Genomic DNA, 25264 nt, shown 5'->3' with positions numbered 1-25264 from the left:
TGTCCAAACGCCTGCAGTTCGCGGGACCAATAATGGGATGACGCGCAAGCCTCGATCCCCACCAGGCACGGCGGCAACTTCTCAAAGAAGGACAGCACCAAACGGCGCTTGAGCTGGCGGCGGATCACCACCTGACCGGCTGCATCGACGCCATGCACTTGAAAGACCGACTTCGCGATATCCAGACCAATCGTCGAAATTGACTGCATAGGCTACTCCTCCGAATCGTGGGAGCCTCAAACGGCGCCCACTCCTTGGCACTCTCGTGCCCGTGGAGGAGCCGTCCACAGCATCAAAACCGGACATTGCAAGGCACCTAAACATTAATTTGCTTTCGCAGCGCCGTCCTCAGGACTCTTTCCGAGCAGTGCCATCGTGAGATACGCCTCGACCATTCGGTTGCGGGTTGAAGCTCCCAGCATGAAGGATGGTGTGCTCATCCCGGTCAAAATCCCTGAAAGAACGCTGCACGAAGGAGAGGAACGAGGCAATACGCGGGGCCTTCGCCGATTTGTCGCGATAGAGCGCGTAGATGTTGAAGCTCGGCTTGCAGGTCCAGTCAGGAAACAACCGGACGAGTTCCTTCGACGCAATCAAGGCAGGATCGAAGCAGGCCATGAAGATGATGCCTGCCGATGATGTTGCGCCAACAATCAAGGCCTCCCGGTCAGACGAGACGATTGCCGGATTGATCTTGATCGTCTTGGTCCTGGTGCCCTTGGTAAAGGTCCACCTCACATAGGGCTGCGCCAGCCAGTCTGGCTTGAACGCTAGGCACCGATGCGCACGCAACTCGTCAGGGTCCTCTAACTCGCCATGTCGTGCGATGTAGGCGGGAGACGCATAGGCCGCGGGCCGGCCCTGTCCCAGCTTGCGGGCGATCAATCGCGAGGGCGGCGGCTCGCCGACGTGCAGCAGCACGTCAATATTTTCGGACTGGATTGCCCGGGTGTCTTGCGTTACGTGAAACTCTATCCGCAAATTTGGATACGTATCCAGAAATCCGGCCAATTGCGGCATGACGACGTGGCGGCTGAGCGGCGGCATGATTCCGACATGAATCGTGCCCCTGACCTGCTTGTCGACGGCGTTGGCCGTCACTTCGATTGCCGCCAGCCGCTCCAGGACGTCCAGGGCTCTGTGGTAGAGTTCGCGGCCTTCTTCTGTGAGCTGGATATGCCGGGTGCTTCGCTTGAAGATCGAAATCCGCAACGTCCGCTCCAGCTCGGCGATGCCGCGACTCACTGCCGATGGCGTGATATTCATGTGCTTGGCCGCCGCCGCGAAGCCGCCGAGGTCTGCCGCGCGAATGACCATCTCCAACCGCCGAATCTTGTCCATGGCAAATTCCGCAAAAAAGATCCCGCAATCGTCAGGATCGAACGCATCCATGAGTAATACGCACGATTGAAGTGAGGTGAAAGCATCAATCCGCCACCGCGGGGGAGTTATGCTTGCACCTGCCATCAAGCGAAGTGAGGAAAAGCAATGCGCATTCTTCTGGCCGGTATCGTTGCTCTCGTGTCGTCTCATTCCCTTGCGGGCGAATTGCCGCAGGAAATCAGGGACGCAGTCCAGAAGATCGGGCCTGTCATCAATGCGCCCGAGACCGCCAAACTATTGGCGCCGCTGCAGCGGAAGGAGCCCTATGCCGGCGTAGCCGTCACGCGCGACGAAAAGTACGGCAGCGACGAGCGTCGTCGCCTTGACGTGTTCCGGCCGAACGATGCGGCCTCGGGACTGCCGGTCCTTCTGTTCGTTCATGGCGGCGCCTATGAGAGAGGCGACAAGCGCGCCGCCGGCAGCCCGTTTTATGACAACGTCATGCTCTGGGCCTTCGAGCACAAGATGGTGGGCGTGAATATGACGTACCGCCTGGCGCCGGCCAGTCCGTGGCCGGCTGCCGTCGAAGACATCGCGGCGGCTGTCGCTTGGACGCACGCCAACATTGCGCGATTTGGAGGAGATCCCGCTCGGATCGTCCTAATGGGACATTCGGCGGGCGCCACGCACGTGTCGTCCTATCTAGCCCATCCCGAGATCGGCGGCAAAAGTCCGGTTCGCGCTGCGGGAGCCATTCTCGTTTCGGGCACCTATGACCTCAAACCGGAGATCGACGTTCCCGGCCAGCGATCCTATTTCGGTTCGGACACCGCGCTATGGGTGGATCGTTCGTCAATTGCCGGACTGACAAAAACGGACGTCCCGCTGCTGATCGCTCACGGCGAACTGGATCTTCCCTATTACGTCAACCAGGCCGAGGCGTTGAAAGCCAGGCTCTGCCGCGAAAGCAAGTGCCCGACTTTCGTGTCGCTCAGTGGCCAAAGCCATATGTCCGAAATCTACGGGCTGAACACGACGGACACGTCCCTGTCCGAGCCGATGCGATCGTTTATGGAGTCGGTGACGACGCGGGCGGCTGTGCGCTAGCGAAGCTAGGTCTGCCAAAGCCCTTGGCGAGCGGAGGTCCGCTTCGGGTCAATCGCGTCGTTTTAGACTTCTGCCGGTCGCTTCCGTCCACCCTTAATTCCGGACATGCCGCTGCATCGCACCAAGTGAAGCGATGGGCCATGTGTGGACGGCTCCTGGTTGGCAAGGAGAATCTTCACTTTGCGCCGTTGGTCGGAGCGGCCATGTGTTCGGCCTGTTTGCGCGGTTCACATAACCGCTGGCCATAATGCCCTCCGCGGATCAGGTCCCGATCAAAAGCACGCATTCGAAGATGCCATGGCCCATGTGGGTTGTCCTGATCGCCGGATCGACCGGCGCTGCATTACGTGCTGTTCGCCCTCCCAACCGTTACAACGCGCCGAAGATATCCGTCACGATCTCGTTTAGGCCGCCAGCGCTGCCGGTTCCCAGTAGCGCTCGTCCCTGGCCATCATCGCCCAAGCAATCTGGCGAGCTTGTTGGCGAGCGCGATGGCGGCAACCTTGGTCGGTCGCCGCGCCAGCAGTCCCGTAAGCCAGGGCCGATGCCCGGTGCCATGGATCTTGGCGTAGCGGATTACGGCGAGCGCGCCAGCCGTGAACAGGCTGCGCAAATAGCGGTCGCCTTGCTTGCTGATGCTGCCAAGCCTGTCCTTGCCACCGCTCGAGTTCTGCTTGGGCACAAGTCCAACCCAGGCCGAGAAGTCTCATCCAGATCGGAAAGCCTTAGGATCCGCAATGCTGGCGACCAGCGCTGTTGCCAGCGCCGGCCCGACACCGGGCATCGCGTCCAGTCGTTTGCTCGTCGCGCTTGATCGATGCCAGGCGATGATGCGTCGGTCGAACTCCAGGATCTGGCCTTCAGTGCACGCAATTGACTGCCGAGACCAGCAAGACACGCGCGGGCGACCTGGGGCAGTCGGTCATCGGCTGTATCGGCGACGACTTCCAGCAGTTGCTCGACACCCCGGCGCCCGACAGGGCGACAATCCCGAACTCGGCCAGATAGGCGCGGATTGAATTGATGACGGCCGTCTGCTGGCGAATGAAGAGATGGCGCGCCCGGTGAAGCATCAAACAGCTCTGTTGCTCGACCGTCTTGGTCGGTACGAACGCCTCAGGCGTCTGCTGAGCGCGGGCCCGGCCAAGCGACCGCCACGCGGCCGAGACACGCGATGAATTCGCGCTCCCCGGCTCGGACCACGTTTTCGGACCTACTTGGCCCGCTTGTAGACGAGCTCAGAAGAGCCGCCAACCGATGTCAATGGGTTGGCGATCTTCAATTCGTCCGCAGCAATTGTGAATGCTCGCGTCTGTTCGGTTTCTGCCCGATTTGGGAACGAACTGCCCTCAAATTTCAGCGTGTAGGTCTTTTTTGTTTCATCGACCGTGTATGTGCCGAAGGTGGCAATGCTTCCCTGCACCACGGCTTTGTTTTCCTCTGGCGTACCCTGTGTACGGTTATTCGACGCAAACTTCGGAAGATCGGAGCGCACAATTTGCGACGAGAAGTAACCGTTCTCAGTGAAAATCAGCAGCCCTTTTGAATTGGTGCCCCACGCCGGACTGCCATCCGGAAGTTTGGTTGTAGAGGAGACGAACGTCCAAGTCCCCACAAGTTGCTCCTTGATCGACTTCTGTTGACCAAGGACGTTGCTCGGCAGCAGGGCAACTCCCAAGGCCATCAGTACAGACGTGCTGAACACACCGCGCCGGTTCATATTCTCCTCCCTGTCTTGAAGGGCTCCGCGCGCATCGGGCATACCGATCGCAAGTGCTGTCGCAATTTCGTGGCCACGCCTTTTGGGGCCGCATAGTTCGGCAAAAATGAATGCCGGTCAAATTCGGTAGTTGTTGGCGCTAGGACGGAATGTCAGTTTTGCACTCAAGAGCCGACATCGTCAGCTCAACACGGCAAGTGCGCTTTGGGCCAACAGGCGACCCGCAGACTTGGCTTGGGCCAGATGACCTTCGACCTTACCGCGCGGTCGTGGTCCCGCGTGCCCAGCTCCACCTCAGTTTACCGGACCCGCCTGGGTACGGGCGAGCCGTTACCGTTCTCGGCCGATTAGCCCGAGCAGCGCAAGGGGCAGCCGCCATCGAGATCCGGCAGACCCGGCCTCTGGGCCGAATCGACTTCGAGCTGCGCAATGTGCAAATGTTTGGCGGCTCGCTGACCGGGACGGCAATGGTGCCCAACCTGCAGAACAAGCCTGTCCGCGCTTAACAAGGATCACGACTATGTTCAGTTTCCGAGCCTCTTGCCGTAGGACACGGCCGGGTCATTTGCCCGGCCGCACGCTCGCGCATCACTCCTTGGACGGCTGCTTAGCAGGCGGGCCGCTCTTGCTTCCTGGCATGCCTTTGATGTTCGAAGGATCCTGCTGCTGAACGGTCGGATTCTGCTGGTTTGGCGCGGTGGAGCCGATAGTCCCTAGCCCCGGCTTGACGGCAGGACCGCTCTTGTTGCCTTCTTGACCCGCTATACCAGCACCCGAACTTTGGGCGCTCGGAGCAGCAGAAACGTCGGGTTTCTTCGTCTGCGCAAATGCTGCGGGAGCAGACATCATCAGCACCAGCGCGACCACACTCGCAATGTACCTCATTGTGCATACCTCCTCCATTCGAGTTTCTCAGAAGCCGCGCAAAGCGGACCCTACAGATAAGAACGCCCATTCTTCTAGGCCGTTCCTCCTAGATGCGATCAACCGTCCCATGCTTGATCGCTCCGCCTTCCTTGCGCCATTGAATTGATGATAGACTTTGCAGACCATACATATTCGCGACGTACTCGCCCCGCACGCGGCCCTCGTCACGGGGGTACTCGTAAATCGTTCGGCCGTCCGCTTGACACCCACAAGCCGCGCTGAAGCGGACATTCGCTGACCAACGCAATGGCGTCAGAACGGACGCTCACGAGAAGCGCAAGAGGAGGTCCGCCTTGGGATCACTAGCCGACACCGCGTGAGCGGCACCTGAGGTCCGCTACGGGCCAAGGCGCCGACATCCGCCGCGCCCTCGGAAAATGTCCGCTATGGACGTGCAGACATTCACGTAGGGAGCGCGTGAAGCAAAGAAACAATGTTCTTCACCCGTCGCTGGCATCTTCGCTGACTACCAGACCAATTTCCCTTAGCTGGCTGTCCTCCGCCATCCTCACGTGTCTTTGAAAGCAGGACCAAGGTTCTGTTCAAATCGGTTTTGACAGTGCCCCCGATCGGGCATCGAATGCTCGACATCGCCCGCCTCTTGTGGACGGTCAGTGAACCAAGTCGGGAGGAAACGATGGGTGAAATCGACCGGCGATCTGCTCTGATGCTCGGTGTCGCGACAGCGAGCACGGCTCTTGTTGCAGTCAATCCAAGCGCGGCTCAGCCTTACCGGCCCGATGAGGGCAAGGAGCTCGCCCCAGGCGTCAGGCTAGTGGAGGTAAGCGAGCGCGAAGCGATGCATGGGCGTGACTCCGTACTGCCAGCCTATAAGCGAATTAAGGTCGTTGACATAGTCTTCCAGCCGAAAGTAACGCACAAAGATGACGCCATGCGAAACGATATGGTTTGCCAGTGCGTCGACGGCGAAATGCGGCTCGATCATCGCGATGGCCACCCGTTCACGGTCAAGAAAAACGACGTATGGACCTGTGTCAAAGGTGAACCAGAGGACACTGAGAACATAGGCAATAGTGCCGCAATCATGCGAGTCATTAATCTGATACCCGCTTGAGTTCGGACTGCCTACGCTCCGAAACGCCCAGCTAGGCTCGATTTCAATTGCAGGGGGAGACCGAACTGCAACGGAGCGAGGTCCGCCTTGGGTCAAAAGCCGATGTCGGCCAAAGCTGGTGCCACGTCCGTTGAGCCGCAGAAGCGGAGTTGCGCCGAAACCCTCCCACTATCGCTATGGGCAATAGCGACATACCGGCAGAAAACGTCTTGAGCGGATGTAAACTGGTTCACATACCGCAAGCGGCACCGCAGTGTTGTTTGATCCGATATCCGTAGCCGCTTTGAAAGCAGCGCGGTGTTCTCAACATGGTCGTTCGAGAACTCAGATTGCAGTGAGATCCAAACGCTTGGCTTTTGAATAACAAAACTTGCCCTGCTGCGAACCACTTCGCGCGGACGATACTGAAGGAGTTGTAGATTGCATTGCCGCGCGTATTAGCATGCGCGCCACCATCAGGTTCCTGAAACCGAACGCGTCCAGGCGAATAGTTTCAGCTCGAGGAGTCAAATATCAAAATATACAACCGAGCGCCAGCCGACAGACCAACTAGCACGAAGTCACTCTTCCCCGTCGCCCTTGCGGAGCAAGTCTTTCGCAAGATCGCCGAGCGCCGGGCGCGGCAGCGCCCTGAAGGGCAGCGGCCGAGTCACGTCGATCGCGGCTAGCCCTAGCCTTGCCGTGAGCAGGCCGTTGAGCACGCCCTCGCCGAGTCGCTGCGAGAGTTTTGCCGCGATGCCATGACCGAGCATCTGCTGCACCAGGCTATCGCCTATTGCCATGCCGCCGGTGATGGCGAGATGGCCGATGACGTGGCGCAAGAGGCTGAGCATGCCGAGCGTGCCGGGACGGCCGCCATAGAGCCGTGCCAATTGCCGGATCAAGCGCATCGCGGCGACAAACACGAACAGCACGTCGATCAGCGCGCGTGGGCTTACCGCGGTGACGACAGAAACGCGCTGCGCTGCCGTTGAAACCAACCGGCGTGCCTCTTCATCGAGCGGCGCCATCAATTCGCGTTCGGCGAGCTTGATCATGTCGGCGCCGTCTATGATGTCATCCGCATGGCCTTTCAGCGTGGCGCGGGCGCGCGCCAGTTGCGGGTTTTGATGCGCGAGCTTGAGCAGGTCGTTGACGACGGCGCGGCTCTCGGCGCGATCGTCGCTGCGCAACACTTCGGTGGCGCGCTGGTGCAGCTTTTCGATCGCCGCCAGCCGCGCCAGCCCGAACGCTTCGCGCGCGATGACGACGGTCAGCGCCAGACCGGCCGCCACCGCAAATGCCAGCGCGACGTAGCCCAAGGTCTGGCTGCGCGCGAACAGGTCCTCGATCAGATTGACGACGCCGAGCCCGAGACCGAGCAGCACCAGCCCGCCGACGGCCGACCAGAACAGCGCGCCCCAGCGAAAACCGCGGCGCACCGGTATCAGCGGCGCATCGAGCGGAACGGGCAGAGCTGCGGGATCCGCCTCCGGCGTGATCTGCACCGTGCCGCGGGCAGGGCGGCCGGTCTCGTCCGGGTCCATCACGACGACGCCGGGATCGCCGAGCTTGAACGTCGCTGGCCGCCGATGCGGCGTTTTCTCGCTCATTGCAGTCGATCTCCGATCAGGAACTGAAGGGCGCGGTCGAGGCGGATGTGAGGCAGCACGGGCTCGTCCTTGCCGGCGTGCTCCAGGAGCGGCGGCCGGAAGCGGAGGAAGCGGAAATCGGCCTGTTCGGAAGCTGTGCTGGAAAGGCCGCGGAAGCCGCCCTTGAACAGATCTTCGGGATCGGCGGGCAGGTCGCCCGGAAAGGTGGCAACTTCCGTCTCGCCATCGAAGGCTTCGCCATTGGCGGTCTCTCCGGGCGCAGGCGTGCCGAGGATCGACGGCAGCTTCTCCCGGCCGCGCGCGACCATCGCCTCGCGCGTGGCGCGTACCGCGGCAAGCGCAACCACGTCGATGGCGGCGCCGGCATATTCGGCGCGGTCGGCCGCCTTGGCGGCAGCCCGCCGCAGTACGGCTTCCAGCCGGTCGTGGCTGGAATGGTGCAGATGGTCGGCTTTGGTGGCAGCAAACAGAATCCGATCGATCCGCGGACGAAACAGGCTGCTGAGTATCGTGCTGCGACCGACACGGAAACAATCGAGAATGCCGGCCAGCGCGGCTTCCAGGTCGTGCAGCGCCTCGGGGCCGGCATTGAAAGCCGCCAGCGCATCGACCAGCACGATCTGCCGGTCGAGCCGCGCGAAATGATCGCGGAAGAACGGCCGCACCACGACGTCCTTGTAGGCCTCATAGCGCCGCTGCATCATCGCCCACAGCGAACCGTCGGGCGCGGCGCCATCAATGGGCACGTCGAGCGGGGCGAAGGTCAGCGCCGGCGATCCTGCGAGGTTGCCCGGCATCAGGAAACGCCCGGGCGGCAGCAGGCTCATCGCAAAACGTTCGTCCCGGCAGGCGCGTAAGTAATCGGTAAACAGTTTTGCCGCGGCGAGCGTCGCCTGTTCATTCTCGCGGCCCTCGGGCCGAAGCGTCTTCAGATGCTCGTGCCAGGGCGCGGCGAGTTTTGCGCGCGGGCCCTCGCGCGAAAGCGCAAGGCTCTCGGCCGACCATTGCTCAAAACTCCTGTTGAGCAGCGGCAGGTCGAGCAGCCATTCGCCGGGGTAATCGACGATATCGATGGTGAGCGTACGGTCCGCGCCGTTCTGCCGCTGGTAATCGATGACGAGGCGCAGTTCAGAGATGTCGACGGTCGAGTTCGGCCAGCGCCGTTCCTCGATCAGGGTACGAACGTGGTTTTCATAATCGAAGCGCGGCACGGCATCGTCCGGCTGCGGCGCGAGCCGGGCGCCCGCGACCCGCCCCGTGGCATACGGCTCGAACACCGGAAACCTGCCGCCGCGGGTCAGGCCGTGGATCAGCGCGGTGATGAATACAGTCTTGCCGGCGCGCGACAGGCCGGTGACGCCGAGCCGCACGGTCGGATTGAAAAAGCTGTCGCCGTAGTCCAGGAGCGCCCGCGCCGACAGGCGCGCTTCCTCGACGATATCTGAAAAACTGGGAGGCATGCCGGGCGGAAAGCTCGCGAGAGGCGTTGGTGTGAAATTACCGGAGAAGTGGCGATTGGCGGACCGAAATCAAGCGCTTGTGATCGCCTGACGAGGGGATCCCCTCGGGATATCCGGCGGTTACCGGCAGCACGAAAATGCCACGGCGATGGGATACCGGCATCATTGGCGAAAGCGCATGACAACGGCCTTCAGGCCGGCAGCGTGAACGGTTCGTTGACGTCGGAACACTCATGTCCTAATCGCTCCCTCACCACTTTCTGCGGGCTTGCATGACCATCTTCAGACTGAAGCAATTCGCCTCGACATCCATCCATGCGGCGGCTGACGCCATGCACTGGAATTACGATCGCGCCGAGCTGATTGCCGATGGCATCGTGCATATCGTCGGCGTCTGTTTCGGGCTCGTCGCCGCCACCGCCCTGATCGTGCTGACGGCTGTCTATGCCGGTGCGTTCGAAATTACCGTGGCATCGGTCTACGTCACAGGCTTGCTCGCGATGCTGACATTGTCGGCGGTCTATAACCTCTGGCCGGTGTCGCGCGCCAAATGGGTGCTGCGCCGCTTCGATCATTCGGCGATCTATCTCTTGATCGCCGCCACCTATACTCCGTTCATCGTGGAGCTGAGGGACAGCTATCTCGCGATCGCGCTGCTGACGGGGGTGTGGTGCGTCGCGATTGCCGGCGTGGTGCTGAAGCTGGCGCGGCCGGGACGATACGATCGTTTGGCGGTCGGCCTCTATCTCGCGTTGGGCTGGAGTGGCGTTACGCTTTACGACGCCGTGGTGAAGGCGGTGCCGCCGCTGGCGCTGGGCTTTTTGCTGGCGGGCGGCGTGCTCTATAGCCTTGGGGTGATCTTCCATGCCTGGCAGCGGCTGCGCTTCCAGAACGCGATCTGGCACGGCTTCGTCTTGCTCGGCGCCGCCTGCCATTATACGGCTATTCTCGATATGATGATCCTGACGTAAGCATAGTTGAGGGGGAGAGCGCCACCATGCAGGTGACAGACAAAGTCGTGGTTGTCACCGGTGGCGCCAATGGGATCGGGAAGGCGATGTGCGAGGCCTTTCACCGCGAACGCGCCGCCAAGGTGGTGGTCGTCGATCTCGATCATGCCGCGGCAGAGAAGCTTGCCACCTCGATCAACGGCGCCGCCTTCAAGTGCGACGTCGGGCAGGAAAAGAACATCATACATGTGATTGAGGAGACCGAGCGTCAGTTCGGGCCGATCGCGCTGTTTTGCTCCAACGCCGGCATCGGCGGCGGCTTCGATCCGATGTCGGTCAACGCCGGCGGCAGTTCGGACGAGCCGTGGCAGCGAAGCTGGGCGATCCATGTGATGGCGCACGTCTATGCGGCGCGCCATTTGATCCCGCGGATGAAGGCGCGCGGCGGCGGCTATTTCCTCAACACGATTTCGGCGGCCGGATTGCTGTCGCAGGTCGGCAGTCCGGCCTATTCGACCACCAAGCATGCCGCGGTCGGCTTTGCCGAGAATCTCGCGATCTCGCACAGGGCCGACAACATCAAGGTTTCGATCCTCTGCCCGCAGGGCGTCGACACCAACATGCTGCGCTCAATTCCGAAGGGTCCGCAATCCGGCGACGGCGATCTCTCGCCCGAGCAGGTGGCGCAGGACGTGCTCAGGGGATTGGAAGCGGAAACCTTCGTGATCCTGCCGCATCCGCAGGTGCTCGGCTACATGCGCAAGAAGACCGAGAATTACGACCGCTGGATCGCGGGCATGGCAAAGATCCAGGCGAAGATGCGGGAGAGTTACGGGAAGTAGTTTGACCCTCATGGTGAGGAGCGCGTAGCGCGTCTCGAACCATGAGGCCAGCGCGCGGGCTTCATCCTTCGAGACAGCGCTTCGCGCCTCCTCAGGATGAGGGGCGGTCCCCGAAACGAGGTTTCATGAAGTTTGCTTGGCCATTCAAAACGGGTCCGGCGACGCGGGATGCCCCTCACGCGCTGATCGCTGACATCGAGAAGCGAGGCAGGCAATATCTCGACGATGCCGACAACGGCAAATGGGTCTATCCGGCCTGCAAGCGGAAATCGTCGGATGCCGGCGCCGACAAGCAGACGGTCTGCGATCACACGCGGCTCGAAGCCGTCCGCTATCTCTTGATGGTGCCGAGGGGCGAATTCAGGCTGCTCGCCGAGCCGGATTCACAAGCGGCGATACTGGAAGCCTATCTTCGCTGCCGGCCGCACGCGGAAACGGTGATCGAATTCACCGGCGACACCATGAACGACCTCGCGACCGCCGTTACCGCGGGATTCAACTGGCTCAACCATTGCGCCGGTCTTGCCGGTGCCGACCGCCGACAATTTTCGGGAACGCTCAACCACTTCCGCAGGATTGTCGTATCGGCACAGCGATGGTGGGAGATGGAGGGCGCCAAGGCGCGCTGCGCGCAGATGCTACAGACGGGGCAGGAGCCGCCGCTGTCTCTAAATCTGGTCTGGGCCGATTATGGCCGGCTCGCGGGGGAAATCGCCGCGGTTCGTGGGTGATGCCCGGGCTTGGCTTTGCTGCGTATTGATACAGCCGCATGCCTCTCCACGTCATTGCGAGCCAGGCGAAGCAATCCATCGTACGGCAAGCGGAGGCATGGATTGCTTCGTCGCTGTCGCTCCTCGCAATGACGTGGAGAGATTTTTGCCTTACCCCTTCTGCGCGTAGAGCAGCGGCACGGCGGAATCGACCATCACTTCGATCAGGCTGGTGCCGCCATGCCCGAGTCCCTGTTGGAGCGCGCCGGCGAGCTCGGACGATTTCGTCACCCGCACGGCGTGGCAGCCCATGCCTTCGGCGAGTTTCACGAAATCGATGCCGGGCAGTTCCAGGCCCGGCACATTGCGCACCTGCATGACCTGGCTGAACGAGCGCATCGCGCCGTAGCCGGCGTTGTTGATGACCACGACCGTGAGGGGCAGCCTGCGCTGGACCGCGGTCCACAGCGCCTGGATCGAATACATTGCCGAGCCGTCGCCGATCAGGCAGACGGTGCGGACGCCGGGGCGACCTAGCGCCATGCCGACGGCAGCGGGCAGGCTGTAGCCGAGGCCGCCGCTCGCCATGGTGTAAAAACTGTCCTGACCACGCATCGGCATGAATTTTTGCATCGCCGGGCGGTGAGAGGGGGCTTCCTCCACCAGCACGGTATTGTCGGGCATGGCTTGAGAGAGCTGATACAGCAGGAATTCGACCGGAAGCGGGTCGGCGGCCGCTGGCGCCGGCGGCAGCACACGTCCGATCGGCATCGCGCGCGCGGTTTCCGGCAAGAGGTCGAGCAGCATCGACAATGCCGGTTTCATAGTGGCGATGATGCTGGCGCCCGCCGGCGTGACCGCGGCGGCATCGGGATCGTCGGTGACCTGGAAGATCGTGGTGGCGCCGTCGAAGATCGCGGCGTGGCCCTCGACATGGAAGGTAAACACCGGCGCGCCAATCACGACCACGAGGTCATGGTCGCGCAGCGCGTCCGATAGCTGTCCCGGCGAGGCGTGCAGGAAACCGGCGAACTGCGGATGGCGTTCTGGGAACGAGCAGCGCGCCGAGAACGGGCTGACCCAAACGGCAGCCTTTGCCTTCTCCGCCACCTTCACCATGAGATCGACGGCCGCGGCGCGGTCGACGGCGGGGCCGACGACGAGGGCCGGGCGCTCGCTGGCTGCGAGCGCGGCGGCCATCGCCTTCATCGCTTGCGGATCGGGCCCGAGTTCGCGGCTGACCTGGCGAGCGACAACGGGCTGCGTGGGGCGGGACCAGTCGTCGACCGGCACCGATACGAAAGTCGGCCCGCAGGGCGGCTGCATCGCGACATAATAGGCACGCGCGATCGCGGCCGGCACGTCCTCGGGCCGTGCCGGCTCGACGCTGAATTTCACGTAAGGCTGCGGGAATTCCGTCGCGCGCTCGGCATAGAGAAAGGGCTGCAGCGGCATGATCGAGCGCGCCTGCTGGCCCGCGATGATCACCATCGGCGCCTGGTTGCGATAGGCATTGAAGACATTGCCGAGCGCATGGCCGACGCCGGCCGCGGAATGAAGGTTGACGAAGCCGGCGTTGCGGGTCGCCTGCGCATAACCATCGGCCATGCCGACGACGGAGGCCTCCTGCAGGCCGAGCACGTAGTCGATGTCGTCGGGCCAGTCGCTGAGGAAGGGCAGTTCGGTGGAGCCGGGGTTGCCGAACACGCGCTTGATGCCGAAGGCGCGCAGCAGGCTGAAGGTGGCGTCCTTGACGGTGAGCGAGGCGGCGGCGTGGTTGGCTGGTTTGCGGGACGACATTGTTTGATTCCCTGAGGTGGCCCCGTCATTCCGGGATGGACCGAAGGATCAGACCCGGAATCTCCAGATTCCGGGTTCGATGCTTCGCATCGCCCCGGAATGACCGCTGTTATATCACCACGTCGCCATACCCTTCATCGTCGGCTGCCCTTCCGCGTTCGCGATCCACAGTTCCATGCCGGCGTGGGTCTCGTTGGCGTTGATCGAGAACTCGCCCCCTTCGAACAGCGGCTGCACGCCGCGATAGCTGAACTTCTTCGGCGCGCTGTCGCCGTGGAGCTTGGCGGCGAATTCGACGATCAAGGCTGCCTGCAGCGGGCCGTGGAAGATCAAGCCGGGATAGCCCTCGACCTTGGTGACGTAGTCGCGATCGTAATGAATGCGGTGGCCGTTGAAGGTCAGTGCCGAATAGCGGAACAGCAGCACGGGATCGCTGACATGGGTTTCGCGATGCCTTGCGACGGGCGGCGGCGGAGGGGCTTTCGGAGGTGAAGCGGGGGCAGCGCTCCCCATGTCGCGATAGACGATGTCCTGCCGTTCGCGGATGGCAACCCCGCGCCGCGTCGTGATCGTGTGTTCGACGGAGACGAAGCACAGCACGCCCGTCGACCCCGTCTTCATCGTCACGTCTGAAATGCGCGAGGTCCGCGTCGCTTCATCGCCGACGCGCAAGGGCTGGAGGAATTCGATTTCGCCGCCGGCCCACATCCGGCGCGGCAGCGGCACCGGCGGCAGGAACCCGCCGCGGGTCGGATGGCCGTCAGGGCCCAGTTGCGACATCGGGAATACCGGCTGCGCCAGGCACCAATGCGTGGTCCAGGGCGCGCCATCGCCGGGCTTCGGGTCGCCGATGTCCTGGAACAGCGTTGCGCGCAGGCCTTTTACCAGTTGCGCGGTGACGATGTCGGACGCTTCCGCGCTGCGGCCGATCCATTGGCGTAGATGGTCGAGGTTGAGCGCTTCTGTCATGACTGGCGGCTCCTGATGCGGGGAGCTTTGGGACGTTCAACGTGGTCGCCGATCCCTGGCACGGCGCCATAGTGCCGTTCCTCGCCGATGAAGATCGCGGCCGGCGCGGCATAGCTCACCTTCCCGTTCGGCGTGTCGACCTCGATGCGGCGCAGATGCGGATGCACGGAAAGATCGGCCATGGTGTTGACCTCGGCGAAGGCGATGTCGGCGTCCGCAAGGCGCTTGAGCAGATCGACCCGCATCATGGTCGCAAAACTGTCGGCGACCACCTTGTCGGTGAGCTGGCGGTTGCGCACGCGCTCGACCATGTTGACGAAGCGCGGGTCATTGGGCAGGTCGGGCAGATCCAGGACTTCCGCGCAGAGTTTCTTCCACTCGCGCTCGCTTTGGATCGAGATCAAAATGCCCTTGCCGTCTTTGGAATTGAACACGCCGTAGGGCGCGATCGAGGGATGGGCCAGCGCCATCCGCTTCGGCGGATTGCCGGCTTCCGAATTGATCAGCGGCACCGCCATCCAGTCGGCCATCACGTCGAACATCGAGATGCGGATATCGGCGCCCTTGCCGGTGCGTCCCCGCGCGATCAGGGCTTCGAGGATCGCCGCATGCGCGGTGGCGCCGGTCGCGATATCGACGACGGAGATGCCGACGCGCGATGGGCCCTCGGGGCCGCCGGTGATCGAGGCAAGCCCGCTCTCGGCCTGGATCAGGAGATCATAGGCCTTGCGGTCGGCGTAGGGGCCCTCATCGCCGTAGCCCGAGATGGTGCAGCAGATTAGCGCGGGATAATCCTTCTTGAGGCGCTCCAGCGAGAAGCCGAGCTTGTCCATCGAGCCGGGCTTGAGGTTTTGCAGGAGCACGTCGGCGCTCGCGATCAGCTCCTCCAACGCCGCGCGGCCTTCCCTGGTAGCGAGATCGATCACGACGGAACTCTTGCCGCGGTTGAGCCAGACGAAATAGCTGCTCTGGCCTTTCGCTGCGGCGTCATAGCCGCGGGCGAAATCGCCCTCGGGACGCTCGACCTTGACGACATGCGCGCCGGCATCCGCGAGCCGCGAGCTGCAGAACGGAGCTGCGACCGCCTGTTCGACGGAGACAACGATCAATCCTTCCAATGGCAGCATCTGATATCACTCAGTAGGAGCGGGGCATGCCGAGCACGTGCTCGGCGACGTAGGACAGGATCAGATTGGTCGAGATCGGCGCCACCTGATAGAGCCGCGTTTCGCGGAACTTGCGCTCGACGTCGTATTCTTCCGCGAACCCAAAACCGCCATGGGTCTGCACGCAGGCATTGGCCGCCTCCCACGACGCATCCGCCGCCAGCATCTTGGCCATGTTGGCTTCCGCACCGCAATCGAGCCCGGCCTCATATTTGCGGGTGGCCTCCTTCACCATCAGTTCGGCCGCGCGCATCGAGGCGTAGGCTTTTGCAATTGGAAACTGAATGCCTTGGTTCTGGCCGATCGGGCGGCCGAACACCACGCGCTCTCTCGCGTAATCCGTTGCTTTCGCGATGAACCATTTGGCGTCGCCGATGCATTCGGCCGCGATCAAAATGCGCTCGGCGTTCATGCCGGAGAGGATGTAGCGGAAACCCTTGCCTTCGTCGCCGATCAGGTTTTCGGCCGGCACCCGCATGTCCGTGAAGAACACTTCTGTCGTGGCGTGGTTCATCATGGTGCGGATCGGGCGGATTTCGAGACCCTTGCCCTTGACCTCGCGCATGTCGACGATGAACACGGACAGCCCGTCGGTGCGCTTCTTCGCTTGTTCCTTCGGCGTGGTGCGCGCGAGCAGGATCATCAGGTCGGAATGTTCGGCGCGGCTGGTCCAGATCTTCTGGCCGTTGACGATGTAGTGGTCGCCGTCGCGCCTGGCGACGGTCTTCAGCGAGGAGGTGTCGGTGCCGCTGGTCGGCTCGGTGACGCCGAACGCCTGCAGCCGCAACTTGCCGCTGGCGATTCCGGGCAGGTATTTCGCCTTCTGGGCATTGTTGCCGTGCCGCAGCACCGTGCCCATCGTGTACATCTGGGCATGGCAGCCGCCGCCGTTGCACCCGGCACGCTGGATCTCTTCCAGGATCGCGGCCGCCGCGGAAAGCTTCAGCCCCGAGCCGCCATATTCCTCGGGTATCAGCACCGAGAGGTAGCCGGCCTCGGTGAGCGCATCGACGAACTCCTTCGGATACGCCATCTGGCGATCCAGCTTGCGCCAGTATTCGCCCGGGAACTGGGCGCAGAGCTTTGCCACGGCGTCACGGATGTCGTGGAATTCGTCTTGTTGTTCTTGTGCGGTCATTGGATTTTTTGGGCGTGGATACGGGTTGATGTCAATTGCCTGATGGCGCGACTTTGTGAAACGGTGGCCATCCCCTATGCTGAATTGTTATAGCGTAGAAACCTGCCTTCGAAGAATGGCAAGCTATGGATATCAAGCAGCTCAGGACCTTCAATTGCGTGGCGGAGCTCGGCAGCCTCAGCAAGGCGTCCGATACGCTGCGGATCGCGCAGCCGGCGCTGAGCCGCCAGATCAAGCTGCTCGAATATGAATTGCGGGCCGAGCTGTTCACCCGCAACGGTCGCGGCATGGTGCTGACCGATGCCGGCCGCCTCTTGCTGGCGCGCATCGCCGGCATCGTCCGGCAGATCGACCAGGTGCGCGACGAGATCCAGTCCGCCGCCGGGCCACCGTCGGGCCGCGTGGTGCTCGGGCTGGTGCCGACCGTAAGTTGCGTGATTTCGGCGCGGCTGGCGCGACGCACCGTCGACAAATATCCGGGCATCTCGCTCTGCATCGTCGAGAGCTACAGCGGCCATTTGATGGAATGGCTGCACCGCGGCGAGATGGACCTGGCGCTGATCTACGGGCCGTCTAGCGACCTGCATCTTTCCGTGCAAAGCCTCGGCCGCGACCCCATCGTCGCCGTCGGACCGCGCGGCAGCGGATTGTCGCAGAAGAAGCAGGTCGATATCGGCTGGCTGCTGCGGCAGCGCCTCGTGCTGCCCAGTCATTCGCACGGGCTCCGGGCGTTGATCGAGCAGGCAGCGGCAAAGAAGAAACTGAAACTCGACGTCAAGCTGGAAGCCGATTCCTTTCGCGTGCTGACCAGCCTCGTCGAGGAAGGATTGGGGTACACGCTGTTGCCGCCGTCCTCGGTGCGCCACGAAGTCGCTAGCGGACGCTTGGAAACGGCCGCGATATCAAAACCGTCGCCCATGCGCGAACTGACCCTTGCGTCTCCCATCAATCATCCCGGCTCGACTGCGATTGCGCTCGTGAGCGAGCTGCTCCGCGACGAACTGACCGCCTGCCGGGAAGAGGGCCTCTGGGACATCAAGCTCGCCTGAGCCGATGCGAGGGCCTTAAGGACTGGCTTAGAGCAAAAGTGGTTGGCCCGGCATTCTCATCTGGCTACTTCTGTCATGCCGCAATTGTATAGGGCGGCGCAGGCTTGCCGGAACGATCGTGCCGTCGCTACCGGGCTGAACCGGACATCGGCTGCAAGGTTCAATTTGGTCGCGAATGACACCGTAGCGGAAATGACCTTTCGCTCGTTGCGCCGCTCGCGCCGTCAGTGGCAGTTCCTGTTCGATGCAAATTGCCGCAAAGCAACATGGCGGCTTCCCAACCGATCGAGGTCCATTTACCTCGCAGGCGGTAGCGTCCCGCGCCTACTGCGCATTCCCAATGCCTGATATAATTGACGCCTTCCGGGTTCATATAAGAAATGCCGGATAACATGAAGAATTGATCCCCGGAGGAGCAGTGCCGCCCGAATTGGCCCCGGGCGGGTGATTTCAAATGCTCAAAAATCCATAGGGGAAACGCCATGAAACGTCGTCAATTTCTAAGAAGTGCAGGCGTTGGCCTCGCCGCGTCTGCCGCCGCTGCTGCGCCAGCCATCGCGCAGTCGATGCCTGAACTGAAGTGGCGCTGCACCACAAGTTGGCCGAAGTCGCTCGATGTCCCCTTCAGTGCATCGGAGACCATCTCGAAATACGTCGCGGAAGCCACCGACAACAAGTTTCAGATTCAGCCCTTCGCGGGCGGCGAGATCGTTCCTGCACTGCAGGCGGTCGATGCAGTGAGCAATGCGACGGTCGAGATGTGTCACACCGCCGCCTATTACTTCATCGGCAAGGATCCAACCTTCGCGCTCTATTGCTCCGTTCCGTTCGGCCTGAACTCGCGCCAGCAGAATGCGTGGTTTCAGGATCACGGCGGTCAGGACATGCTCAACGAGTTCGGCAAGAAGTACAATGTATACGGCATTGCGGGCGGCAATACCGGCACTCAGATGGGCGGTTGGTTTCGCAAGGAGATCAACAGCGTCGAAGATCTCAATGGACTTAAAATGCGGATCGGCGGTTGGGCTGGCAAGACGCTCTCAAAGCTTGGCACGGTCCCGCAGCAGATCGCAGGCGGTGACATCTATCCGGCATTGGAAAAAGGCACGATCGACGCCACCGAATGGGTCGGTCCCTACGACGACGAGAAGCTCGGCTTCTACAAGGTCGCCAGGTACTACTATTATCCCGGCTGGTGGGAAGGCGGCACGGCGCTGCATTTCTTTATCAATTTGGACAAGTGGAACGCCCTGCCGAAGGCTTACAAGTCGCTCCTCGCTGTGGCCTGCGGCTATGCCAACATGGACGTTCAGGCGCGCTACGATGCGCGCAATCCGCTGGCCCTCAAGCGCCTCGTCGCCAACGGGACACTTCTGCGTCCGTTCAGCCAGGCGGTAATGGAAGCGTGTTTAAAGGCTTCCAACGAGGTCAATGCCGAAACCTCCGCTTCCAACCCTGACTTCAAGAAGATCTATGATTCGCAAATGGACTTCCGAAATGACGAGAATCTCTGGTGGCAGGTTGCGGAGTACTCATATGAAACCTTCATGATCCGGACGCGCCCCAAGGGCTGAACGACACCGCGACTTCGACCCGGTGCCGTACCGCAAATAAGCGCCGGAATGACCGTCACCATCAGCCGCTACGTCTGTGGTGGAAATTGACGATCAAGCCAACGCCGCCAATCGGCTTCGACGTGATTGGCGACGGCGCGCCCTGCGTCTCCGTAGAGGTAGAGACGGACCGTCAGCAGAATCGGCCCTCCCATCGGCATGGCAAAGAGATGTGCGATGGCGGGTGCTGGGTGTTCGAGCCGCAATTGCAGCCCAGGCCATTGCGGAGGGTTGACGGTTGCTACGATGCCGCGCAGTTCTGGCACCCCGGCTAGTGTCGCGAAGCGTGCACCGGCGCTTGCGTCAGCCAATCCGAGTGGACCGACCAGGCGGCCCCAGGCGTCGCTCTCGTTCGACATCGCGGAAAGCGCCACGGTCGTCGACGGCTGCCCACGGAATTGCTCCAGATAGAGCCGCAGGTTCTGGAAGAACATCATCCAGCCGTAGCTGTGCCCCTCGAACTGGCCATCCCAGTCGTCCGTATTCGCGAACCAGCTATGAACGACGCGGACCACACATGTGCCGCCGTCCTTGGCTTCGACGGTCCACTCGGTGGCCACCGTGCCAGGTCCTCCCTGGGATTCGGCGACGAAACGCTTGGCTGGCTCCCAAGCGGTGATCTTGGCCTCTGAATCCATTCCCGGGCCAAAGCTCGATTTGGTGCTGCCGCCGACTTTCTCGTCCAACGTCGTCGGCACAAACCACGACGAGATGCCGGGACCTGTCGCGATCGCCTGCCACACTTCTTCGGGTGCGCCGGGGACCTCAACCTTGGCCTCGACACTGCGACGGCCGGACGGTTCCTTCTTCACGGGCATGGTCTGTCCTTTCGGTGAGACGCTTTAAGGCAAAGGATGAGACACGATCACCAATCGATGGTCACGGCCGCCCGAAGAACTCGCATCGTGGTAGCGGCTGACCAGCTCTGTGATGGCCTCCGTCAGCTCACGCGTGAACGCGGCGCGGGCAGCGGGGGAGGCGAAACGCACCTCTGCATCGATCGACAGGGTCGCAAGCTGCTTGTCGGCTTTCCGTGCACGTTTCCAGAGATCGCCGACTTCGCGAACGATCCGGGCACCGAGTGCAATCAGATAACTGGCCGCGAGCTGATCTTTGCTGCGCTTCGGATCGGCTGCGACCGCGCCCAAGGCCTCCGGCGAAACAACGAACGACTTGGCCGATAACACCAGCAACCGCTCGGTCAACCCGCCCCACTGCCGTTCGTCTGCGACCTCCACCAACCTGCAGGCTTCGAGCGCGCGCAAATGATAGTTCACCTTCTGACGAGGGAGTCCCAGGCGCGGTGCCAGGATCGCCGCAGACGCGGGCTGTGCGAGTTCGGCCAGCAACGCGCTTCGGATAGGGTCAAGGGCCGCAATTGCAACCGCCGGATCGCTGATCACTTCGATATCGATCATGGCGGTAGGGTATATTGACAAATTTTTTTGTCAATCGGGGAACGCGGCAATTGCGTTCGGCCGCAGTCCTACCCGAAGCGACTATGCACTCTCATCCGAATGGAGTTTTCGAACCTGCGCAAGCGAGATGGCGATGCTCTTGCTGGCACAAAGGGAGTCGAACGCTGTCGGCGGCGATGTCCGCATTGAGGGTCGCGCGGACTCAGGATAGGGCAGTGCCAAGGTCCGCTTGTGACCCCTCAAGAGACATCTTCGGCCGTGTGGCGCTTCCTCGAGCAGGCACAAGCTAAAGCACCTCCGCGCGAACCTGGGCTACGCCACGGTCCGCCATCCCCAAACTGCGCGCAGCGCCGAGCGAAAGGTCGAGGACGCGACCGCGAGCCCAGGGTCCCCGGTCCGTGATACGAACTACTACAGACTTGTAGCTCGCAAGATCAGTTACACGAACTCTTGTGCCGAACGGCAGGCTGCGGTGGGCCGCGGTCAGTGAATACCGATTGAACGATGAACCACTCGCTGTTTTTCCTGTCGGATAAGAATAGTAAGAGGCTTGTCCGGAGAACACCCTGTTGGAAGATCGAGAGGCTGAGCGATCTTCCGGACGACGTGTCGGCTCTCCTTTAGTCGGAGGCTGCTCTAGCGGAATTTCCTTGGTCTCGTCGAGCGCCTCGGGAGCCGGTTCTGCGTGCGCCTTTGGGATGATAGACCATCTATCGTCGAAAGTTTGTGCTGCAGCAGAATTTACCTGTACGCCCAACCAAGCCGGGATTGTCGCAATTGCGACTATTCCAAAAATAAGACGCATGATCGGCCTCACAAACAAATGGAAAACAAATCAACAATGCAAATTCATGAGGTCGCGTTCCTGCACACGCGGAAATTCTCGTGGCGATAAGAGGTGAATTGATACCGATGCCTCTCAACGATCACATAGCTCGATGCATAGGCGCACCGCAGCAAAAAATGCCTATTTCGTCAGTATTGCTTGGTTGAGGGTTTGTTATTTCTGATCCGACAAGGGACAGCCGTCTTGCAGCGCATCGCACTCACAAAGGGAAGCGCAGCTATAGACCAACCACGACAAGGCGCAGCGTGATACCAAATGGAACCCAATCTAGCTCAGTTGGTGTCAGGCGTGTTTCGCTGAGATAGGTTTATTCGGGGTGCGGTACGTGAGCAGCGCACGCCGGATTGATAATGAGCAATCCATGTTTTCTTACATCGCGATGTCACCTAGTGACCACTAAGCCGAGGTTGCGGGTGAGCCAGACGATGACAGCTTTCGATTCAGGGGCGGACATGCGGGCCAGCCCTGCGGATCGGCGAGAGGCCGCGGCAAAACACATGTAGCTACGCCGCGGAAGGCGGACCGAACCAGGTCGTTAGCACGTCAGCGAGTCCCAGCCGGGTTTGGTCTCCAACCCAGGCCACATGTCCGTCGGGCCGGATCAGCACGGCGCCTGGGACAGTGACCCTGCCAACCACCGGGAGCTCCCACGTACCAATATATCGGGCGTCGATCTGCCGTACCCGATCCACCCACGGCGTGATGTCGAAGTCGCCGGGCTCACCGAAGTTGAGCAACACTGGCCGGGCGTCGTGCAGCAGCGTGAATACCCGCAGCGGACCGTCGGCGGTCACCAAGTCGAGGTCAGGCATGCGGCGTCCGAGCAGCGGATGTCCCTCGCCGAGGTCGTAGTAGACGTCCAGACCGGACATCATCGCGGCAAACTGTTTGCGCGGCTCGTCCATGCCGAGAAGTTCGGACATAGTGTTCTTCAAGGCCTTGACGCGGTCATCCGGGCGACGCATCAGCGCGACCTGCGCCATCGTATTGCGCAGCACGCGGGCAGCAACCGGATGGCGCTCGGCATGATAAGTATCCAGCAGGCTTTCCGGCGACGTCTGCTTGACCACCTGGGCCAGCTTCCATCCCAGATTCACGGCGTCCTGCATGCCGATATTGAGGCCCTGTCCTCCCGCGGGGTAATGCACGTGTGCGGCGTCGCCGGCCAGCAACACCCGTCCCTTGCGGTACGACGCCGCCTGCCGGGTCATGTCTGTGAATCTGGAGATCGAGGTCGGACTGTGGATCCCATAGTCGGTCCCGAAGACGGCGATGAGGGCCTCGCTGAGATCGCGCAAAGTGGGTTCGCTGGTGGATCCCACGTGCTGCTCGGTCACCATGACCCGCACCGGCCCGCCAACCTCCAGCCTGCTCAGGCCATGAATGCCGTGGATGTCGTGGCGGATACCCCATTCAGGCTCCTCGGCAATCTCGACCTCGGCGATCAGGTGGCTGGTCGTCGGATCCCAGCCGGGGAAATCAATGCCGGCTGCTTTCCGGATCAGACTGCGTCCGCCGTCGCACCCGACGAGATATTTTCCCCGCAGCGATTGCCCGTCGGACAACTCGACGTCAACGCCGGTGTCGTCCTGCGCAAAACCTGTCACCTCACGCCCGCGATAGATCGGCACCGCCAGCTCGTCGACCCAGCCGGCGAGGACGCGCTCGATATGGTTCTGCCATAGCGCGAGCCCGTAATTGTGCCGGGTGGGAAAGTCGCTGATGTCCAGACGGATCATGGCGAACCCGGCGACCTGGGCCACCTGTCCCTGCGAGAGGAACCGGTCGGCTAATCCGCGCTGATCGAGCACCTCGATGGTGCGTGCGTGCAGACCGCCCGCGCGCGACCCGGCGAGTTCCTGGTCAGGGCGCCGCTCGACGATCGCAACATCGATGCCTGCCAATGCCAATTCGCCGGCCAGCATCAGCCCTGTCGGACCGCCTCCAACGATCACCACCGCATGCTCGGTCATCGCCGCACTCCGGCGGCTGCGATCAACTCGGCCTCGCGCGACCGGCACGTCGATGGCAAATGCACTCATTTGGTCACCCCGTAGTTTGTGGCTTCGGTCGGCGGTTCTACGGGATGACCGGGGTCTTGAAGCAAGCCCCTTGCGCGCTACATATTGAAGTGGGGAGATTGGTATTCCTCTTCCGGATATTTCCGGAAGGCACCCCAGCAGTGATCGCTGCCCGATCCACGATCATCAGGTTTTGGAAGCCGTCTTTGGGCGGCTTTTTCTTTTGCGCCCTGTAGTGATCAGGCAGGGTTGAGCTCGCCGCTCATCCGGGAATGCGAACCGGGAGCTGCTCGATGCCGCGCACGAAGCTCGAATAGACCCGCTTCGGCTCGCCGACCACTTCGATGCGATCGAAACGCCTCAGCATTTCCTCCCAGACGATCCGGAGCTGCAGCTCGGCGAGGCGCATGCCGACGCAGCGGTGGATGCCGAAGCCGAACGACAGATGGGTGCGCGGGCGCGCGCGGTCGATGATGAATTCATCGGGCCTCTCGATGCCTTCCTCGTCGCGATTGCCGGAGACGTACCACATCACGACGCGGTCCCCTTTCCTGATCCTCTTGCCGCCGATTTCGGTATCGACCAACGCCGTGCGGCGCATATGGGCGAGCGGCGTCTGCCAGCGGATCACTTCCGGCACCATCGAATCGATCAGGGCAGGGTTCTCGCGCAGCTTCTGATACTGGTCGGGGTGCTCGTTCAGCGCCAGCACCGAGCCGCTCATGGTGTTGCGGGTAGTATCGTTGCCGCCGACGATCAGGAGGATGATGTTGCCCATCAAATTGTCGGGGTCCATGTGCCGCGTCGCATCGCTGTGCGCCATCATCGACAGCAAATCGTTTTTAGGCGGCGCATTGACGCGCTCGTTCCAGAGTTTTGAGAAATAGGCGTAGCATTCGTCCATCTCCCGGCGTCGCTGCTCGGGCGATTCGACGACCCCGCTCTTGGGCAGCGCGGTCGAGACGTCGGACCAGCGCGTCAGCTTGCGCCGTTCCTCCCAGGGGAAATCGAACAACGTCGCCAACATTTGCGTGGTCAGTTCGATCGAGACGCGCTCGACGAAGTTGAAGGTCTCGTTGCGCGGCAAATTGTCCAGCACCTTTTGCGAACGCTCGCGGATCAGTTTTGCCAACTCGTCCAGATGCGTCGGCGTGAACATTGGCGACACCGTCTTGCGCTGCGCCGAGTGCCGTGGCTGGTCCATCGCGATGAAGCTCGGGTAGTCGTAGCCCGGAGGCACATCGCGGATCGAGATGCCGCCGAGCGTGGAGTCGGAGGAGAAGATGCCGTGATTGGTATCGACATGCATGATGTCGTTGTACTTGGTCACCGACCAATAGGGCTCGATCGGCGAATTCTCGCAATAGTGCACCGGCTCTTCCTTGCGCAGCCGCTCGAACCACGGCCACAGGGTGTCGTTCTGGAACCGCTTTGGCGCACCGGGATGAAAATCCTTCAGCGGCGTCGAATATGCCTCCTCGCGCGCGGCGCGCAGCAGCTCTTTCTTGTCGGCTCTGACGGCAGTCTGGACGTTCAT

General features: G+C 61.8%; 22 protein-coding genes and 2 pseudogenes. 7 read left to right on the top strand and 17 right to left on the bottom strand.

Features of this window, described 5'->3' with window-relative positions; genetic code table 11:
* Positions 1 to 209: pseudogene (locus HCN58_RS33735) on the bottom strand (IS110 family transposase); the annotation flags it as partial.
* A 139-nt stretch (positions 210 to 348) separates the two neighbouring features.
* Complete coding sequence (locus HCN58_RS33730) at positions 349 to 1392, bottom strand: LysR family transcriptional regulator (RefSeq protein ID WP_171583656.1); 1044 nt, start codon at positions 1390 to 1392, stop codon at positions 349 to 351.
* Positions 1393 to 1488: 96 nt separating this feature from the next.
* Between HCN58_RS33730 and HCN58_RS33725 the strand changes: the two genes are divergently transcribed.
* Complete coding sequence (locus HCN58_RS33725; protein WP_171583655.1) at positions 1489 to 2430, top strand: alpha/beta hydrolase; 942 nt, start codon at positions 1489 to 1491, stop codon at positions 2428 to 2430.
* Between the two features lie 451 nt (positions 2431 to 2881).
* Here HCN58_RS33725 and HCN58_RS33720 read toward each other — a convergent pair.
* The 4 genes and pseudogenes from HCN58_RS33720 to HCN58_RS33700 form a co-directional block, all read right to left on the bottom strand.
* A pseudogene (locus HCN58_RS33720) lies at positions 2882 to 3328 on the bottom strand (IS110 family RNA-guided transposase).
* Complete coding sequence (locus tag HCN58_RS37600) at positions 3291 to 3503, bottom strand: hypothetical protein (RefSeq protein ID WP_171583557.1); 213 nt, start codon at positions 3501 to 3503, stop codon at positions 3291 to 3293. Before HCN58_RS37600 ends, HCN58_RS33720 begins: the two are co-directional and overlap by 38 nt.
* 140 nt (positions 3504 to 3643) lie before the next feature.
* The gene (locus HCN58_RS33705; protein ID WP_171583652.1) at positions 3644 to 4150 is read right to left on the bottom strand and encodes a lipocalin-like domain-containing protein; all 507 of its coding nucleotides are present in this window, start codon (positions 4148 to 4150) and stop codon (positions 3644 to 3646) included.
* Between the two features lie 588 nt (positions 4151 to 4738).
* Positions 4739 to 5035, bottom strand: coding sequence for a hypothetical protein (locus tag HCN58_RS33700; protein ID WP_171583651.1), 297 nt, complete (start codon positions 5033 to 5035; stop codon positions 4739 to 4741).
* 679 nt (positions 5036 to 5714) lie between these two features.
* Here HCN58_RS33700 and HCN58_RS33695 point away from each other — a divergent pair.
* Positions 5715 to 6152, top strand: a complete 438-nt coding sequence (locus HCN58_RS33695) for a hypothetical protein (protein WP_171583650.1) — start codon at positions 5715 to 5717, stop codon at positions 6150 to 6152.
* Positions 6153 to 6712: 560 nt separating this feature from the next.
* Here HCN58_RS33695 and HCN58_RS33690 read toward each other — a convergent pair.
* The gene (locus HCN58_RS33690; RefSeq protein WP_171583649.1) at positions 6713 to 7744 is read right to left on the bottom strand and encodes a YcjF family protein; all 1032 of its coding nucleotides are present in this window, start codon (positions 7742 to 7744) and stop codon (positions 6713 to 6715) included.
* Positions 7741 to 9204 carry a YcjX family GTP-binding protein gene (locus HCN58_RS33685; protein ID WP_171583648.1) on the bottom strand — a complete coding sequence of 488 codons (1464 nt, stop codon included), beginning with the start codon at positions 9202 to 9204 and terminating at the stop codon, positions 7741 to 7743. The genes HCN58_RS33690 and HCN58_RS33685 overlap by 4 nt, the downstream gene beginning before the upstream one ends.
* A gap of 272 nt (positions 9205 to 9476) precedes the next feature.
* On the opposite strand from HCN58_RS33685, the gene trhA reads away from it, so the two are divergent.
* From trhA to HCN58_RS33670, 3 genes are all read left to right on the top strand, one after another.
* The gene (gene trhA, locus HCN58_RS33680; RefSeq protein WP_171583647.1) at positions 9477 to 10175 is read left to right on the top strand and encodes a PAQR family membrane homeostasis protein TrhA; all 699 of its coding nucleotides are present in this window, start codon (positions 9477 to 9479) and stop codon (positions 10173 to 10175) included.
* A 26-nt stretch (positions 10176 to 10201) separates the two neighbouring features.
* The gene (locus HCN58_RS33675; protein ID WP_171583646.1) at positions 10202 to 10996 is read left to right on the top strand and encodes an SDR family oxidoreductase; all 795 of its coding nucleotides are present in this window, start codon (positions 10202 to 10204) and stop codon (positions 10994 to 10996) included.
* Positions 10997 to 11121: 125 nt separating this feature from the next.
* Positions 11122 to 11727, top strand: a complete 606-nt coding sequence (locus tag HCN58_RS33670) for a hypothetical protein (RefSeq protein ID WP_171583645.1) — start codon at positions 11122 to 11124, stop codon at positions 11725 to 11727.
* Positions 11728 to 11877: 150 nt separating this feature from the next.
* Here the strand turns inward: HCN58_RS33670 and mdlC are convergent, their stop codons facing one another.
* From mdlC to HCN58_RS33650, 4 genes are all read right to left on the bottom strand, one after another.
* Positions 11878 to 13506, bottom strand: a complete 1629-nt coding sequence (gene mdlC, locus HCN58_RS33665) for a benzoylformate decarboxylase (RefSeq protein WP_171583644.1) — start codon at positions 13504 to 13506, stop codon at positions 11878 to 11880.
* Positions 13507 to 13620: 114 nt separating this feature from the next.
* A complete protein-coding gene (locus tag HCN58_RS33660) occupies positions 13621 to 14475 on the bottom strand; it encodes an HTD2 family dehydratase (protein ID WP_171583643.1) in 855 nt (284 codons plus the stop codon).
* Positions 14472 to 15602 (bottom strand): CaiB/BaiF CoA transferase family protein, encoded by a 1131-nt coding sequence (locus tag HCN58_RS33655; RefSeq protein ID WP_171583642.1) that lies wholly within the window; start codon positions 15600 to 15602, stop codon positions 14472 to 14474. Before HCN58_RS33655 ends, HCN58_RS33660 begins: the two co-directional genes overlap by 4 nt.
* A gap of 10 nt (positions 15603 to 15612) precedes the next feature.
* Positions 15613 to 16779, bottom strand: coding sequence for an acyl-CoA dehydrogenase family protein (locus HCN58_RS33650; RefSeq protein ID WP_171583641.1), 1167 nt, complete (start codon positions 16777 to 16779; stop codon positions 15613 to 15615).
* 125 nt (positions 16780 to 16904) lie between these two features.
* On the opposite strand from HCN58_RS33650, the gene HCN58_RS33645 reads away from it, so the two are divergent.
* Together HCN58_RS33645 and HCN58_RS33640 are read left to right on the top strand one after the other, a co-directional pair.
* The gene (locus tag HCN58_RS33645; protein WP_171583640.1) at positions 16905 to 17828 is read left to right on the top strand and encodes a LysR family transcriptional regulator; all 924 of its coding nucleotides are present in this window, start codon (positions 16905 to 16907) and stop codon (positions 17826 to 17828) included.
* Between the two features lie 482 nt (positions 17829 to 18310).
* Entirely contained in the window at positions 18311 to 19402 is a 1092-nt protein-coding gene (locus HCN58_RS33640) for a TRAP transporter substrate-binding protein (RefSeq protein ID WP_171583639.1), read from the top strand.
* Between the two features lie 68 nt (positions 19403 to 19470).
* On the opposite strand, the gene HCN58_RS33635 is transcribed toward HCN58_RS33640, so the two are convergent.
* The 5 genes from HCN58_RS33635 to HCN58_RS33615 all read right to left on the bottom strand — a co-directional run bounded on the left by HCN58_RS33635 (position 19471) and on the right by HCN58_RS33615 (position 25264).
* Positions 19471 to 20259, bottom strand: coding sequence for an SRPBCC family protein (locus HCN58_RS33635; RefSeq protein ID WP_210266281.1), 789 nt, complete (start codon positions 20257 to 20259; stop codon positions 19471 to 19473).
* Between the two features lie 24 nt (positions 20260 to 20283).
* Positions 20284 to 20859: a winged helix-turn-helix domain-containing protein gene (locus HCN58_RS33630; protein WP_171583638.1), complete on the bottom strand. Its 576-nt coding sequence runs from the start codon at positions 20857 to 20859 to the stop codon at positions 20284 to 20286.
* 286 nt (positions 20860 to 21145) lie between these two features.
* A complete protein-coding gene (locus tag HCN58_RS37595; RefSeq protein WP_171583637.1) occupies positions 21146 to 21664 on the bottom strand; it encodes a septal ring lytic transglycosylase RlpA family protein in 519 nt (172 codons plus the stop codon).
* Between the two features lie 545 nt (positions 21665 to 22209).
* Positions 22210 to 23679, bottom strand: coding sequence for an FAD-dependent monooxygenase (locus HCN58_RS33620; RefSeq protein WP_171583661.1), 1470 nt, complete (start codon positions 23677 to 23679; stop codon positions 22210 to 22212).
* 310 nt (positions 23680 to 23989) lie between these two features.
* Positions 23990 to 25264, bottom strand: coding sequence for a cytochrome P450 (locus tag HCN58_RS33615; protein ID WP_171583636.1), 1275 nt, complete (start codon positions 25262 to 25264; stop codon positions 23990 to 23992).

The sequence above is a fragment of the Bradyrhizobium australiense genome (assembly GCF_013114825.1).
GTDB lineage: Bacteria > Pseudomonadota > Alphaproteobacteria > Rhizobiales > Xanthobacteraceae > Bradyrhizobium > Bradyrhizobium australiense.
Note: the sequence above shows the minus strand (reverse complement) of the source record. Positions and strands in the feature narration are given on the sequence as shown.